This window comes from Rhodococcus sp. PvR044, from assembly GCF_040548995.1.
Classification (GTDB): Bacteria; Actinomycetota; Actinomycetes; order Mycobacteriales; family Mycobacteriaceae; genus Rhodococcus_G; species Rhodococcus_G oryzae.
Genome location: NZ_JBEPSX010000008.1, coordinates 131,654 through 146,323 on the forward strand (window position 1 = coordinate 131,654; position 14,670 = coordinate 146,323).

Below are 14,670 nucleotides of genomic sequence, written 5' to 3' on the forward strand. Positions count from 1 at the left end.
TCCTGGGCTTCGTCGGGTCGGGCTGGCTGACCCACATCACGGCGGCTCGCGTGCCTGCCGAGGACGAGTGAACGAGGTTGGACCCCGGCCGCCAGGCGGGACGCCTGCGGCTCAGGCGACGGCGGCAGCCCTCGCAGCGCGGACGAACACCCAGATCACTCCGCCCACCATCGCGATGATCGTGCCCCAATAGGCGACGGGCGCGACGAGTCCGATCCCGCTGCACATGCCCGCGATGACGAACGCGATCGCCGCGGGCATCACAGCGGCCGCATGCCCTGCCCGCCACGCAGCCTCACTGCGCTTCAATGCGGGGATACGGATACCGACGAAGGAGTTGACCGGTATCGCTCCGCGGCCTGCGGCAAGACAGACCACGACCAGCAGAAGCAGCAACCCGGTAAACACCCAGGCCACCATGATCAGGTCGCCCGGAGCATCGTTCATTGTCATGAAGCGCACTCTTACACATGCAACCTCACCGTCTGATATCCCGTTGAACGTGCTCTGAGAGCAGGCATTGACCCGTGTCCTAGCCGCCCGCCGCCGTGACCACCTCACGAATCGCGTCGACCACCAGCTGCGGCGACTCGTTGTGGATGTTGTGGCCGCTGTTCGTCTTCGTGATGTGCTGCGCGCCGGGAAACAGCAGGGCGAGACTGTCCTGCGACGCCAGCTGCGCCCGCCAGAACACCTCCGGGTAGTCGGCGGGCGCGTCCGCGGGCAGGCGGGCACGGAAGGCGTCCGGGTCGAAGGTGTCACCGCTGAGCACCACGACCGGCACCTCGGGAACCGGCGGGGCGGCGCGCAGTTGAGGGAAGATCGCGGCGGGGTCGAGCTGCTCGACGTCCGCCCACTGGGCGGTGCGGCGTTCGTTGTCCAGCTCGTTCATCCGCAGGAACACCGAGAACTCGGCGGGGGTCAGCTCGTTCTCGAGGAACTCCGACATGCCGTCCACGAGGACCAGACCGGCCGTCTCGTCGGGATGGGTGCCCGCGTACACCCTCGCGATCGGTCCCCCGTACGACCACCCGACGAGGACGTAGGGACCGGGCACCTCCGCCGCGGTCAACAACGCGTGCAGGTCGGCGGTGTCCCGCTCGGGGTCGGTCGGCTGCGACACCGGCGTGGACGGGGTGAACTCGTCGCCCGCGCGTGCGGTCCCGGGCCGGTCGTAGGAGCAGACCCGCGTGAACGCGCCGACCTCCGGATACACGGCGGACCCGCTCGGCACCATGTCACCGGATTGATCGGCGACCTCACTCCAGGTGTCCGCAGCGGCGACTGCGCCGGGCACCAGCACCACCGTCGGGACGTCATCATCGCGAGATGCGGTGCCGCGGCACTCCAGGTACATCTGCCGCCCGTCGCCGATGTCGAACGTCCGGGCGATGTCGGCCTGCGGCGTGTCCGCCGTGGGCACCGTGTTGCCCGCGGGGTTCTCCTCCTGGCTGCCACACGCGATCAGCGACGCCGTGACGCCGAGGACGGCCGCCGCGAACCGCAGGGCGGCCAGGCGCCCGCCCGGAGTGGCGCGCATGATCTCAGCGTGTCACACCGCGACGCTGTGCGGGAGGGCACCGGCGCCTGCCCGCACCCCTGGGTGATTGGCCCGAATGTTCACCGCTGCGAGCTCGACCGTCCGATCGATCCGTCGCTGCCTCGTCTCCTGCCGCTTCGCCGTCGCGATCCACTCCAGGATCAGCCGCTTCGAGGACGGCGGAAAGCCCTCGAAGTTGGCGCGGGCCCCCTCGTTGCGGTGTAGCGGTTCCCACAGATCGTCGGGCAGCGCGGCGCCGTCGTCGGGCACCACCTGCCAGGTCCCAGCAGCCTTGGCGACATCGATCAGGGCCTGGCCGTGCGGGGTCATCTGGCCCAGCTCGATCATGTTCGCCGCGCGTTCCCGGTTCACCCGGCTCCACGTGCTGCGCGGGTTGCGGGGGGTGAACCGCAGCCGGGAACTATCCGCGTCGTGCTTGCGGTGCAGGCCGTCGATCCAGCCGAAGCAGAGCGCCTGCTCGATCGCCTCGTGGTAGCGCGGGCTCGGCGTGCCGCTGTCCTTGTGGTGGATGATCAGCCAGATCTCCTTCTCGGACTGGCCGTTTCGCGCCAGCCAGTCTCGCCAGTCGGCGGTGGTGCGCGGGGCGAAGGCGCTGACGTCGGGGGTGCTCACGCCGGTCATCTCACGCCTCCTTCGAGCCGAGGATGTCGAGGTAGTGCTGGTTGTACATGATGCCGAGGATGTTCCCGAACGGATCGACAACGGAGGCGGTGACGAAGCCGGGTCCGCGCTCGGTCGGCTTGTCGTGCGCGGTGGCGCCCAGTTCCAGGAGCCGCTCGAAGCCGGACTCGACGTCGTCCACATGCCAGTAGGTCACCTGGCCACCGGCCTTGTCCGAGCGGTCGTGGGGCGCGAACCGGCCGTCGATGATGCCGAGCTCGTGTTGGAAATCGCCGATGCGGAACTCGACGTAGGCGATCTGCCCGTCGATCTCGCGGGCGAAGTACGGCTCGATCCCGAGCACCTCGGTGTACCAATCCTTGGCGGCCGCGACGTCGTCGGCGAAGAAGCTGACGGTGGTGAGTCCTCGCAACATCGGTGGTTCCTTCCCTCGTTCGGTTGGTGACAGGAACCATCTTTCCGACCAAAGTGCTCACCAACTGAGCACTTTTACGGGGAAACTGAAGAACATGCGCGCAGACCGACTCGTCGCCACCCTCCTGCTCATGCAGTCCCGCGGCCGGGTGACGGCCGCCGAGCTGGCCGACGAGCTCGAGGTGTCCGTCGCCACCGCCCGACGCGACCTGGAGGCACTGTCCGCGGCGGGCATCCCCGTATACCCGCAGCCCGGTCGCGGTGGCGGCTGGGCGCTCGTCGGCGGCGCCCGCACGGACCTGTCCGGCCTGTCGTCCAACGAGGCGCAGGCCCTGTTCCTGCTCGTCGGCCCCGCCGCGGCGGTCTCGGGCGAGGCCAAAGCAGCGCTGCGCAAGCTCGTACGTGCTCTGCCGCAGACGTTTCGGGCCGAAGCCGAGGCCGCCGCGGGCGCCACCATGATCGACCCGACCCGCTGGGGCGAGCGGGATCGGCGCCGACCCGAGATGGTGAACCAGCTCCAGTCCGCCGTGGTCCGCAGGCGCAGGGTCCGGCTGACCTATGTGAACGCCGCCCGCGAGCGGAGCGAACGCCTCGTCGACCCGTGGGGCCTGGTCGACAAGGACGACACCTGGTACCTGATCGCCGGGACCGAGCGCGGCAGGCGAACCTTCCGGGTGGACCGGATCGCCGACGCCGAGACGACCGACCAGCCCGCCGACCGGCCCGCCGACTTCGAGCTCGCCGCCGCCTGGGAAGAGGTCACCGGGAAGATGGAGGAACGGCGCTCGGCCACCTGGGCGACCGTGCTGATCGAACCGAGATTCGTGCCGATCCTGCGCGACCACTTCGGCCGCCACTGCCACACCGACGGCGAGGCCGACGACGGCCGCACCCGAGTCCGCCTCGCCGCACCCACCCCGCTCGACATCGCCCGCAACCTCGCCGGCTGGGGCGCGGACGTCGAGGTGCTCGAGCCGCGGTCGGTACGGGACGAGTTGGCGCGCATCGGAATCGAGCTCGCCGGCCGCTATGCCGGCGAGCAGTGAACTGCCCGTGGCGGACGACCCCTGGCCGGAAATGGGGGACATCCCTGATGTTCTCGCCGGCCACTGCGACCTAGTCTCGGCTAGGTCGTTCAGTTGCCCCCGAGAGGACCGCATATGGCATCCAGATCGCCGGAGTCGTTGGGGCGCCGAATCACTTCCCTGATCGTCGTGACGGTGGCCCTGGTGCTCACCGCGCTCGCAGGGGCGGCGGTGTTCTTCGCATCGGCGGCGCTGTTCGATTCCGTTCCTATGTTGACGCTGTGTGCGATCATCACGGTGATCGTCTGCTCATACGGTGCCGGGCGCCTGTGGGCGCGCATGGCGCGCAAACCTGTACCCGCGCTGAATCTGTTGGCGTGTGCGACGATCTTCGGCCTGGTTTGCGCGGCAACCGGCTATGCGCTCGTGGGACGGGCGGCGCACCAGGACGATCGCGCCGTCGTTTCGGCAAGCAGTTACTGGGACCTGCCCACCGGATCGAACATCGCGTACCGGCACCTGCCCGCGGCGGGCAGCGCGACCCGTTCGATGCCGGTGATCTTCCTGCATGGTGGGCCCGGCACCGCGGGAGACGGCCTACCGCCCTCGAGCGCTGAGCTCGCGGCAGCTGGGTACGACGTCTATTCGTACGACCAGGTCGGGTCGGGCCGCTCGAGTCGATTGTCCCAGGTCGAGGACTACACCGTTGATCGGCAGGTACGCGATCTCGAGGCAATCCGGGAGGTCATCGCCGCTGACCGGATCGTGGTGATGGGTCAGTCCTGGGGCGGCATCCTCGCGGCGCGGTACGCCGCCGCCCACCCCGACCGCGTCGCCGGGATCGTGGTCAGCTCGCCCGGCGCACTGTGGGCGCCGGAATACCCGGACGGGTCGGATGGGAACATCAGAGCTCATGAGACCCCGGCGATGACCGCCCAGCTCGAAGAGACGGGCAGCTCCCCGCGCGTCTTCACAGCCTCCGTCCTTCAGGCGATCAACCCCGTTGCCGCGCATAGCTTCTGGACCGACAACGAGGCCGACGAAATGTTCCGGCGGCAGTTGGAGATTCTCGCCCCGCTGGCGCAGGCTCCCGACCGTCGAGCGGATCTCGTTCCGGCGTCGCCACCCGGCTACTGGGTGAACCAGATGACCGGCGCCGATCTCGCATCGGTCGACGACCCCCGTCCGGCATTGCGGAACCTGCGCGTCCCAGTGCTCGTGATGCGCGGCCAGTACGACTACAAGTCCTGGCCCGTGACGCGCGAATACCGCGACACGTTTCCGAATTCGACGATGGTGTTGATTCCCGACGCCGGCCACGCCATCGCCGCCGACAGGCCCGAGTTGTACACCGCGACCGTCGTCGCGTTCCTGACGGACGGCCGACCCGCACTCCCCCGATACGAGGGGGCCGAGCCGCCGCCCGGGTTCGCCAACGCCTCACGGTGACCGCGCAAGGACCCCGGTCGGTGCGCCGTTCAAGCCTTTCCCCGGTGCCGCGCCTTCGCCTTCGCCCGGGCGATCTGTCGGCGCGTGTCCTCGGCGGCGTCGCGAAGGTGCTTTCTCCTGGACTTCCTGGCAGTGGCGTTCTCGGAAATGCTCTGCTTGACGGCCTCCTGCGCGGCGGTGCAGACGGCCGGCCGGGCTCGTTCCTTCGCGACCTGCCGCGCCAGCCGCTTGGGATTGACCGACCGCGGTGCCGCCCGCCGCTGGTCGACCGGCACCGAGGGCGAGCGGTGCGCGAGAGCGGACAACGCGCCATAGTCGCGCAGCGAGAACTCGTAGAGTTCGGGCCCGCTCGGTTCGGACCCGAACACGTGACGGGCTACGCGCAATTCGCCGTTGTCGATGACCTCGAGCAGACCGACCCAAAATTGTCCGTCGTGGAAGACGGTGAACGTCGTGGAACTCATTTCAACCTCCAGGTATGCGTAGGCAACCTGGCAGCATCAGGAGTCTTCGACGGCGAAGTGACGAACACGCCCGAGCCGGGGGCCCGAGGACCCATCGGGACGTGCCATCCGGACTTCCTCCGGACTGTGCAATTCGTGCGACCAGCAATCACGGTGAGCGTATCGCATGTATTAAAAATGCAGGTCAGAGCCGATTTATACCGTGATACCTTCGCTGCCACACCAACGACAGCGGGAGAAATCATGCGCATGACGCTTCACCACATTCCGAATCATCGCCTCGCCTTCGTGCGCGTGACCGGACCGTTCGGACAGGGCAACGCCCAGGCGATGGCCGAGATAAAGCAGTGGGCGTCTCGTCGGGGACTACTCGACGACGGAGCGATCCTGTGTGGAATTCCGAGGGACGATCCCTCGGTGACGCCGCCCGACGAGTGCCGCTACGACGCGGCGATCGTCGTGACAGACGATCTCGAAGTCGACGGCGCGGTCGGCGTCGGCTGCCTCCGCGGCGGGCACTACGCGGTATTCGATGTGCCGCACACCACGGAGGGCGTGGGTGCGGCATGGTCGAGCATCTTCGAGGAAATCGAAACTCGCGGGCTGTCCGTGGACGGCGAACCGATTTTCGAGATGTACACATCGGAGTTGCTCACCCGCCACCTGTGCCAGCTCTGGGTTCCACTGCGGCGGTAACACCCTCAGCGGCGCAGGAACTCGATGGCAATTCGCTCGAAAGCCTCCTTCGCCTCGACCATCACCCAGTGACCGCAGTTCGGGAACACGTGTAGCTCGGCATTGGGGATCAGTCTCATCGGCACCATGGGCATGTCCGGCGGGCACTGCCGGTCGTCCCTGCCCCAGGTGAGCAGGGTCGGACACTGCACCTTGTGCATCTGCGACCAGTACGGCGGCGCATCCGACGAGGCCATCAACTGCTGCTGCGCCGCAAACGCTGTGGAGCCGTACATCGCCGCCAGCGTCTTCTGCGACGCCGGGTCGTTGGCGGTCTCCCAGCGCTCCTCCACCCGCTCCTCCGTGATCACCGCCGGGTCGTAGACCATGCACTCGAGCCAGCGAACCAGCCGTTCGCGACTCGGGCCGTCGGCGAACTCCTGCAGTAGCCGGGTGCCCTCGCTCGGGTTCTGACTGAAGATGTTCGGTCCCACCCCGCCGATGGTGACGAGCCTGCCGACCCGCTCGGGGTGCCTCATCGCCACGTTCACGCCGACGACGCCGCCCATCGAATTGCCGATCATCGCGGCCGATCGGATACCGAGGGCGTCCATGAAGCGGATCACCGACGAGCCCGCGGTGAGCACGGGATGCCCGTCCACCGGATCGCTCACGCCGAATCCAGGGAACTCCAGGATGTAGCAATGAAAATGCTGGGCGAAGACGTCCAGGTTTCCCCGGTAGTTTCGCCAGCCGCTGACTCCGATACCGGAGCCGTGCAACAGGATCAGCGGCGGTCCCTCGCCTGCCTCGTGGTAGCGCAACACCCCCTTGTCGGTAGCGACTTCCCTCTTGGTCCCCTCGTAGGTCACGTCCATCACTCGACACTAGAACACATTCTAGTTTGTGTGCGCCCGATTCGACAGATCGCCCCAACTTCAGTGATTCGCGACACCAAATCCAGGCGTGCGGCCACCACGCCCGAGACCCGACATCGCCCCAAATATCGACACTTACCTGCTGAAACCCATGACTCGATCGCCGACATGCGGCGGCCCCCGGCCGGAACCAGGAAGGAAACCGATGAGTTCGTTCCCCTTCCGCAAGCATGGAACTTGTTCTAGTTTTGGAGTCAATCAGCCGGCACTTCTACCGAGACGAGGAAGTCATGGGTCAGGTTCACGAGCGGATCGAGCAGTACGCGGACGAGATCCGCGCAAACGGTGCCGAGGGCGACAGGCTCATGCGCCTCACCGATGCCTCGGCCAAGCGGCTGCGTGAATCGGGGGTGATCCGGATGCTGCAGCCGAAGGACCACGGCGGCCTCGAATCGCATCCCCGTGAGTTCGCCGAGACCGCGATGGCGATCGGCGCGATGGACGGCGCCACCGGCTGGGTCAGCGGCATCGTCGGCGTGCACCCGTGGGAGCTGGCGTTCTTCGACCCGAAGGCCCAGGAGGAGGTGTGGGGTGAGGACCCCGACACCTGGATGGCCTCGCCGTACGCGCCCATGGGTGTCGCGGTCCCGACCGACGGCGGCTACGTCCTCAACGGCCGCTGGTCGTTCTCCTCGGGTACCGACCACTGCCGGTGGGTGATGATCGGTGCGATGGTCGGAAACCAGGACGGCAAGCCGCAGATGCCGCCGAAGATCCTGCACGTGCTTCTGCCGCGCAGCGACTACGAGATCGACCAGGACAGTTGGGACGTCGTCGGTCTGCGCGGCACCGGCAGCAAGGACGTGATCGTCAAGAATGCGTTCATCCCGACGCACCGGACCCTGGAGGCGGCGAAGGTCTTCGACGGCACCGCGCCGAAGGAGGCCGGCCGCACGCAGACGCTGTACAACTTCCCGTTCTCGTGCATCTTCCCGCTGGGCATCACCTCGTCGCTGATCGGCATCGCCGAGGGGGCGCTGGCCTGCCATCTGAACGCGCAGCGCGAGCGGATCACGGTGTCCGGCACGGCGATCAAGGACGATCCGTACGTGCTGTTCGCGATCGGCGAGGCTGCGGCGGAGATCGCCGCGTCGCGGGCGGCGATCCTCGAGACGGTGGACCGGTTCTGGGACCTCACCGACCAGGGCAAGGAGGTCACCTTCGAGCAGCGCGCGATCGGCCGTCGGACCCAGACCGCCGCCGCGTGGCGGGCGGTGCGCGCGGTCGACGAGATCTTCGCGCGGTCGGGCGGCGGTGCGCTGCAGATGAAGACGCCGATGCAGCGCTTCTGGCGGGACGCACACGCCGGCCTGTCGCACGCGATTCACGTGCCCGGTTCGATCTTCCATTCGTCGGCGCTGACGCAGCTCGGCGGCGAGCCGCAGGGCGCGCACCGCGCGATGATCTGACCGATCGAGGAAACGCGAGCGCCCCGCGAGCCGAGTCGGCTTGCGGGGCGCCGTGCCGCGATCAGGCGAGGTCGAAGCGGTCCAGGTTCATCACCTTGTCCCACGCGGAGACGAAGTCCGCCACGAATTTCGGCTGCGCATCGTCGCTCGCGTATACCTCGGCGAGCGCGCGCAACTGCGAGTTCGAACCGAAGACCAGGTCGACGGTGGTGGCCGTCCACTTGACCTCATCCGTGCCGCGGGCGCGGCCCTCGTAGACGTTCTCGGACTCGGCCGATGCCTTCCACTCCGTGCCCATGTCGAGCAGGTTCACGAAGAAGTCGGTGGTCAACGTCTCGGGACGGGCAGTGAGGACACCGTGCCCGGACTGCCCGACGTTGGCGTTCAGCGCGCGCATCCCACCGATGAGGACCGTCATCTCCGGGGCGGTCAGCGTCAGCAGGTTCGCCTTGTCCAGCAACAGCCGCTCGGCGGGCAGCTTCTCCCCGGCGCGCAGGTAGTTGCGGAACCCGTCGGCCCTGGGCTCGAGCACCTCGAACGCCTCCACGTCGGTCTGCTCCTGGGCGGCGTCGGTGCGGCCCGGCGTGAACGGGACCGTGACGTCGTGCCCGGCGTTCTTCGCCGCCTGCTCCACCGCCGCGCATCCCGCCAGGACGATCAGGTCGGCCAGCGAGATCCTCGTGCCGTCGGACCTCCCACCGTTGAAGTCGCCCCGGATCCGCTCGAGCGTCTGCAACACCTCGGCCAGGCCTGCCGGGTTGTTGGACTCCCAGTCCTTCTGCGGCGCAAGCCGAATCCGCGCCCCGTTGGCCCCGCCGCGGTTGTCGGTGCCGCGGAAGGAGGCAGCCGACGCCCATGCCGCACCGACCAGCAGGGGAATGGACAGACCCGACCCCAGGACCGTGGCCTTGAGCGCGGCGATCTCGTCCGTCCCGACCAGATCGTGATCGACGTCGGGGACGGGGTCCTGCCACAACTGGGGCTCCGCAACCCATGGGCCGAGATAGCGCGAGACGGGCCCCATGTCGCGATGCAGCAGCTTGTACCAGGCCTTGGCGAACTCGTCGGCGAGTTCCTCGGGGTGGTCCAGCCAGCGCCGGGTGATCGGCCCGTAGACCGGGTCGAGGCGCAGCGAGAGGTCCGTCGTCAGCATCACCGGGCTGTGGGACTTCGACGGATCGTGCGCGTCGAGGACGGTGCCCGCCCCGGCGCCGTCCTTGGGAATGTACTGCCACGCACCGGCCGGGCTCTTGGTCTTCTCCCACTCGTAGCCGTACAGGGTCTCGAGGAAGCTGTTGTCCCACCTGGTCGGGGTGGGCGTCCAGGTGCCCTCGAGGCCGCTGGTGATCGCGTCCCCACCGACGCCGGTGCCGAAGGAGCTCTTCCAGCCGAGGCCTTGCTGCTCGATCGGCGCTGCCTCCGGCTCGGGCCCGACGAGGTCGGCCGGTCCCGCGCCGTGGGTCTTGCCGACGGTGTGGCCGCCGACGATCAGTGCGGCGGTCTCGACGTCGTTCATCGCCATCCGGCGGAAGGTCTCGCGGATGTCGACGGCCGCGGCGAGCGGGTCCGGGTTTCCGTTGGGCCCTTCCGGGTTCACGTAGATCAGGCCCATCTGCACGGCGCCGAAGGGACCGGTGAGCTCCCGGTCGCCGGTGTAACGCTCGTCGCCGAGCCAGGTGTCCTCCGGCCCCCAGAACACCTCGTCGGGCTCCCAGATGTCCTCGCGGCCGAAACCGAAGCCGAACGTCTCGAACCCCATCGATTCGTAGGCACAGTTGCCGGCGAAGATCAGCAGATCCGCCCAGGAGATCTTCCGGCCGTACTTCTGCTTGACCGGCCAGAGCAACCGCCGTGCCTTGTCGAGGCTCGCGTTGTCCGGCCAGCTGTTGAGGGGGGCGAACCGTTGTGCGCCCTCACCGCCACCGCCACGGCCGTCCGCGATGCGGTAGGTGCCCGCCGCATGCCAGCTCATCCGGATGAACAGCGGCCCGTAGTGTCCGAAATCGGCAGGCCACCAGTCCTGCGACGCCGTCATCAACTCGATGACGTCCCGTTTCAGCGCGTCCACGTCGAGCGTGGCGAACTCTGCCGCGTAGTCGAAGTCCTCGCCCATGGGGTTGGACAGCGGCGAGTGCTGATGGAGAACCTGCAGGTCCAGTTGATTCGGCCACCAGTCCCTGTTGGTCCTGGGCCGGTGCTCCTGCGGGCTCGGGGAGCCGATTACCGGGCATTCGCTTTCACTGTTGGACACGACGGTCCTTCCTTCCAGGAGTGGGTGAATCGGACTGCGATCGCGAACCTGGTCGCGAAACCTGTGCTGCCGAACAGTCGGGGCACGATCCCCAGTAGGTGACCTCGGCCTCGTCGACGACGAAGCCGTTGTCGCCGGGCGCGGTCAGGCAGGGGGCCGCGCCGACCGCACAGTCGACGTCGGCGATGACCCCGCAGGAACGGCAGACGAAGTGATGGTGGTTGTCGCCGACGCGTGCCTCGTACCGCACGGCGGTGCCCGCCGGCTGGATCCGCCGCACCAGGCCCGCATCGCTGAGTGCCTGCAGCACGTCGTACACGGTTTGGCGGGAGACCTCGGGCAGGACGGCCCGCACGGCTCCGTAGATCGTCTTCGTGTCGGCATGCGGGTGCTTGTGCACAGCCTCGAGCACCGTGGCCCGGGGGCGGGTCACGCGAAGCTCTGCCGCGCGCAAATGCGCTGCGTATTCCCTCGCGGAGGGCACATCAATACAATGGCGCATTGTTCTGGACTCGGTCAAGAGTTTTCGGGGTCGATCGCGGAACTACCGTCCGCCCAGCGGAACCGCGCCCGCCGCGGGCAGCGGGGGAAGCGCCCCAAGCGGCGCGGGCGTCAGCGTCGTCGACTGCGGGTCCGCCCGGCCCAGCCCGAACTTGCGGACCTCGGATCCCGTCGCACCGGCGCCGCTGACGAGCAGGTCCGCGCCGGTGGTGGTGCTGGTGGTGGCCACCTGCACCCCGCCGCCCGCGAACGGCTCGAACGAGGCGATCTGGCGGAAATCCACTGGGCCCGAGTGGTGATCCGGGCTGTCGAGGTACATCCCGGGCGCGCCGTCGAGCCGCGAGCCGCTCGACCACACCCGCACCGTGCCCGCCCCGCCCGCCATGCCGGTCACGATGCTCTTCGCGCCGCCCTCGGCGCCTGCCACCCAGCCCGTCGAGAGCGAGACGCCGTCGCGGTAGCCCTCGTCGAAGGCAAGGAACTCCGACGTCATCGTCGGATCGTCGGTGCCGCCGCCGCTCGCGCCCGTGCCGCCGTGCCCGCCGTGGCCGCTCTTCGACGCCGCCGCGGCCGCGGTCGGCTCGAACAGGTCGTAGCGGAAGGTCTTCACCCGCGGCGCCTCCCCCCGGCCCGGCGCGGTCACGATGCTGGCCCGGCCAGAGGCGGTGTCCACCAGCCCCGTCGCGACGGACACCCCCGCCTCGGACCCCGGGTACGGCGTGAAGCTCGAGAACACCTCCGGTGCCTCACCCTTCCCGGCGGGCAGCGTCGAGGAGAACACCTTGACCTGCGTCGGGGCGCCCGGGCCGGTGCCCACGATGATGTTGTCGGCCAAGGCGTTTCCATCGATATCGACACCCGCGACGTTCACCCCGCCGCGGAACCTGGGGTCGAACGGGGCGAACCGGGTCAGCTCGGCGCTGAACGCGCCGTCGGCGCGGTCGGCGCCGTCGTAGGCCACCACCTCCGACTCGGGGCCCGCGCCGGTGCCGACGACGAGGTCGAGCACCATGTCTCCGTTCACGTCGGCCATCGCCACCGTCGGGGTGCCCTCGAACGACGGGAACGGCGTGACGGCGGCGATCACCTTGTCGCCGTTGCCGTCATGCACCCGCACCGTCGCGGGGGTGCCCGGCAACCCCGGCACCGCGACCGCGTACGTGGACACCTCCGGGATCACGCTGACGAGCGCCATCAGCCCGTTGTCCTCGTGATTGAGGCGGTGGCAGTGGATCACGAAGGTGCCGGTGTACTCGGTGAACTTGGTCCGCAGCGTCACCGAGGCCGGTTCGAGCGCCTGTTCGTTCTCATCGGTCACCGGCGCGGGGACGTTCACGTTGTCCATGCCCCACGGCTGCACACCGGTCCTGGTGCCCGCCACCGGGTCCACGACCTCCATCACCTGAAAATCGTTGACGTGGATGTGCATCGGATGCTCGTCGTTGTTGAGGTTGGTGACCGTCCACTCCTCCACCGAGTTCAGCCGCGGCTGGAGCAGGGGGATGTTCGGGAAGGTGTTGTCGTCGAACTCGTAGGTGAAGGCCTTCGGATCGCTGTTGCTGGCCTTGTCGTTGCCGAAGCCGCCCGAGACCGTCAGCGTCCGCTTCACGTCCGGCGTCATCACCGAGGTGTCCACGAACGAGGTGTAGGCGTCGAGGTTCTGGCCGGGCTCGAAGGCCGTCGTCTGTCCCTGCCCGCTATCGGGGGTCGCGTGCAGCAGCGTCTGGGTGGGGAAGGTGAAGAAGCCGTCGGCGTAGCTGATCACCGACGGGTCCACGGTCACCGTCCCCAGCACCGCGGGCGGGTTCTCGGTGCCGTCGTTGGTGTAGAGCACGCCCGGGTTGGTGACCGGCTTCGCCCCCTCCAGCGGCGGGATGTCGAGGACGAGGTCGCCGGTCTTCGGCATCGTCACCGCGATCGCGAACCGTGAGCCGGGAGGGATGACGAGCCGGGTGCCGTCGCCGCCGACCGGCGGCTCCACCCGGGTGAAGGGGTTTCCGTCCTGCCCGACGATCGCGAAGGTCGGATGGGTGCCCGTCGCCGTCTCGGTGAGCCGGACCGGCATGTAGGCGATGTCACTGATGTTGGCCAGCACCCAGATCTCCGTCTGGCCCGGTTCGAGTTTCAGCTCCGGCTGGAACTGGCCGTTGACGGTGAATTGGACGTCGCGCTGGTTGTCGGGCAGCGACGGGTCCGCCGCGACGGTCACCGTGTCGCTGGTGAAGGTCTGCAGGTTGCCGGGTATGAACTGGTTCTGCCCCCGATGGTTGGCCGGAGAGAGTGCACCGGCATACCAGTTGGTGATGTACCGGGAGCCCTTCGTCGTCTGGTCGAAGTTCACCGGGGCCAGGCTCGGCCGGTAGGTGCCGTCGGCGAGTTGTGCTCCTTCCGGCGGCTTCAAGGTGCTCACCCATTGCGACCAGTACGCGTTGTTCAGCTGGCGCCCGCTGCCCTTGCGGTCGACGACGAAGTTGTACTGCAACGCCATGTCGCGGATCGGGATCTCGTTCTGCGTCACCAGCGGCAGGTTTCCGTCCGGCCGCCCGATCTCCAGCAGACCGGCGAGCCCCAGGTACGTCTGCTGCGCGGTGAGGGTGTGGCGATGGCTGTGGTACCAGTACATTCCGTTGGGCATGTCCTCCGGAACCGCGTAGTCGTAACGGTTGCCCATCCCGGCGGGGATGTCGAGCAGCACGTTGTCGGCGTTGCCGTCGGGGCTCACGTGCAGCCCGTGGGTGTGCAGGTTCAGCGGCGCGGATTCCAGCGCCTGCGGGTAGATCGGCACGTCGCCGCCTGCCGGGGTGAAGGCGGGGTCGTTGAAGTCCTCGATCGTCAGGCCCCGCAGGTCGTTGTCGTAGTGGATGATCAGGCGCTCGCCCGGATCGACCCGCAGCGTCGGCGCCGGGTACACGTCCTCGCCCTCGGTCGAGCCGTCCGATGCCGTCCCCCGGATGACCTCGTACCCGAACAGCAGGAAATTCGAGACCGGCCCCGAGGCCGTGTCGAGGGCGACCTTGCCCTGGTGGGCCGACAGCCGCACCTCGAGCACGCCGTCCTCGCTCGACAGCTTGACCGGCTCCCGGTAGGAGGCGGGGGCGCCGTCTGGACCTGCGTTGACCCCCGGCTCCCCCGTCGTCGAGAAGCACGAGGTGAGGACCAGCGCCATGGCGAACGCAGCGCACGCGACGACAGAGATCGGCCTTCGACGATTCGCGACCATCTCGCTGCCCCGTTCCGTGAACGAATACGGGCACCGGCGCTCCAGCGTCAGCGCCTCAAAAGCCTAGTTCGCCGCCGCGGCGGTCGCACACGAAACGGCGCTCGGCCCGTGCGCGGCCCCCGCGGCGGGAAACCCGATAGCG

General features: G+C 68.3%; 13 protein-coding genes. 4 read left to right on the plus strand and 9 right to left on the minus strand.

The features are described from left to right. Positions 1–111 precede the first annotated feature (111 nt). The 4 genes from ABIC28_RS19015 to ABIC28_RS19030 form a co-directional block, all read right to left on the minus strand. Positions 112–453 carry an SdpI family protein gene (locus tag ABIC28_RS19015; protein ID WP_143548456.1) on the minus strand — a complete coding sequence of 114 codons (342 nt, stop codon included), beginning with the start codon at positions 451–453 and terminating at the stop codon, positions 112–114. A gap of 79 nt (positions 454–532) precedes the next feature. Continuing rightward, positions 533–1,540, minus strand: coding sequence for an alpha/beta fold hydrolase (locus ABIC28_RS19020; RefSeq protein WP_097211882.1), 1,008 nt, complete (start codon positions 1,538–1,540; stop codon positions 533–535). A 12-nt stretch (positions 1,541–1,552) separates the two neighbouring features. Next, a complete protein-coding gene (locus ABIC28_RS19025; RefSeq protein WP_097211881.1) occupies positions 1,553–2,182 on the minus strand; it encodes a YdeI/OmpD-associated family protein in 630 nt (209 codons plus the stop codon). A 1-nt stretch (position 2,183) separates the two neighbouring features. Further along, positions 2,184–2,597, minus strand: a complete 414-nt coding sequence (locus ABIC28_RS19030; RefSeq protein WP_097211880.1) for a VOC family protein — start codon at positions 2,595–2,597, stop codon at positions 2,184–2,186. Between the two features lie 94 nt (positions 2,598–2,691). Here ABIC28_RS19030 and ABIC28_RS19035 point away from each other — a divergent pair, with 94 nt between their 5' ends. Both ABIC28_RS19035 and ABIC28_RS19040 read left to right on the plus strand, forming a co-directional pair. Then, the gene (locus ABIC28_RS19035; RefSeq protein ID WP_209927608.1) at positions 2,692–3,642 is read left to right on the plus strand and encodes a helix-turn-helix transcriptional regulator; all 951 of its coding nucleotides are present in this window, start codon (positions 2,692–2,694) and stop codon (positions 3,640–3,642) included. Between the two features lie 114 nt (positions 3,643–3,756). Then, positions 3,757–5,070, plus strand: coding sequence for an alpha/beta fold hydrolase (locus tag ABIC28_RS19040; protein ID WP_269589072.1), 1,314 nt, complete (start codon positions 3,757–3,759; stop codon positions 5,068–5,070). Positions 5,071–5,099: 29 nt separating this feature from the next. Here ABIC28_RS19040 and ABIC28_RS19045 read toward each other — a convergent pair whose 3' ends face one another. Further along, positions 5,100–5,534 (minus strand): YjdF family protein, encoded by a 435-nt coding sequence (locus tag ABIC28_RS19045; protein WP_354580301.1) that lies wholly within the window; start codon positions 5,532–5,534, stop codon positions 5,100–5,102. Between the two features lie 135 nt (positions 5,535–5,669). Between ABIC28_RS19045 and ABIC28_RS19050 the strand changes: the two genes are divergently transcribed. Further along, entirely contained in the window at positions 5,670–6,230 is a 561-nt protein-coding gene (locus ABIC28_RS19050; protein WP_354580303.1) for an AraC family transcriptional regulator, read from the plus strand. Positions 6,231–6,235: 5 nt separating this feature from the next. Here the strand turns inward: ABIC28_RS19050 and ABIC28_RS19055 are convergent, their stop codons facing one another. Next, entirely contained in the window at positions 6,236–7,087 is an 852-nt protein-coding gene (locus ABIC28_RS19055) for an alpha/beta fold hydrolase (protein WP_354580305.1), read from the minus strand. Between the two features lie 290 nt (positions 7,088–7,377). On the opposite strand from ABIC28_RS19055, the gene ABIC28_RS19060 reads away from it, so the two are divergent. Continuing rightward, positions 7,378–8,556: an acyl-CoA dehydrogenase family protein gene (locus tag ABIC28_RS19060; RefSeq protein WP_354580307.1), complete on the plus strand. Its 1,179-nt coding sequence runs from the start codon at positions 7,378–7,380 to the stop codon at positions 8,554–8,556. Positions 8,557–8,617: 61 nt separating this feature from the next. Here the strand turns inward: ABIC28_RS19060 and katG are convergent, their stop codons facing one another. From katG to ABIC28_RS19075, 3 genes are read right to left on the minus strand one after another with little or no spacing between them, the layout of a single operon-like run. Next, on the minus strand, positions 8,618–10,807 hold the full coding sequence (gene katG / locus ABIC28_RS19065; RefSeq protein ID WP_354580309.1) for a catalase/peroxidase HPI: 2,190 nt from the start codon (positions 10,805–10,807) through the stop codon (positions 8,618–8,620). Further along, positions 10,794–11,309 (minus strand): Fur family transcriptional regulator, encoded by a 516-nt coding sequence (locus tag ABIC28_RS19070; RefSeq protein WP_502945049.1) that lies wholly within the window; start codon positions 11,307–11,309, stop codon positions 10,794–10,796. The genes katG and ABIC28_RS19070 overlap by 14 nt, the downstream gene beginning before the upstream one ends. A gap of 42 nt (positions 11,310–11,351) precedes the next feature. Further along, positions 11,352–14,528 (minus strand): multicopper oxidase family protein, encoded by a 3,177-nt coding sequence (locus tag ABIC28_RS19075; RefSeq protein ID WP_354580313.1) that lies wholly within the window; start codon positions 14,526–14,528, stop codon positions 11,352–11,354. Positions 14,529–14,670 lie beyond the last annotated feature (142 nt).

Coding starts and splice junctions, on each gene's coding strand:
- ABIC28_RS19020 (WP_097211882.1), bottom strand. CDS start 1,540: ATGCGCGCCACTCCGGGCGGGCGCCTGGCCGCCCTGCGGTTCGCGGCG.
- ABIC28_RS19040 (WP_269589072.1), top strand. CDS start 3,757: ATGGCATCCAGATCGCCGGAGTCGTTGGGGCGCCGAATCACTTCCCTG.
- ABIC28_RS19055 (WP_354580305.1), bottom strand. CDS start 7,087: ATGGACGTGACCTACGAGGGGACCAAGAGGGAAGTCGCTACCGACAAG.
- ABIC28_RS19075 (WP_354580313.1), bottom strand. CDS start 14,528: ATGGTCGCGAATCGTCGAAGGCCGATCTCTGTCGTCGCGTGCGCTGCG.
- ABIC28_RS19030 (WP_097211880.1), bottom strand. CDS start 2,597: ATGTTGCGAGGACTCACCACCGTCAGCTTCTTCGCCGACGACGTCGCG.
- ABIC28_RS19045 (WP_354580301.1), bottom strand. CDS start 5,534: ATGAGTTCCACGACGTTCACCGTCTTCCACGACGGACAATTTTGGGTC.
- ABIC28_RS19070 (WP_502945049.1), bottom strand. CDS start 11,309: ATGCGCCATTGTATTGATGTGCCCTCCGCGAGGGAATACGCAGCGCAT.
- ABIC28_RS19015 (WP_143548456.1), bottom strand. CDS start 453: ATGACAATGAACGATGCTCCGGGCGACCTGATCATGGTGGCCTGGGTG.
- ABIC28_RS19060 (WP_354580307.1), top strand. CDS start 7,378: ATGGGTCAGGTTCACGAGCGGATCGAGCAGTACGCGGACGAGATCCGC.
- ABIC28_RS19025 (WP_097211881.1), bottom strand. CDS start 2,182: ATGACCGGCGTGAGCACCCCCGACGTCAGCGCCTTCGCCCCGCGCACC.
- ABIC28_RS19035 (WP_209927608.1), top strand. CDS start 2,692: ATGCGCGCAGACCGACTCGTCGCCACCCTCCTGCTCATGCAGTCCCGC.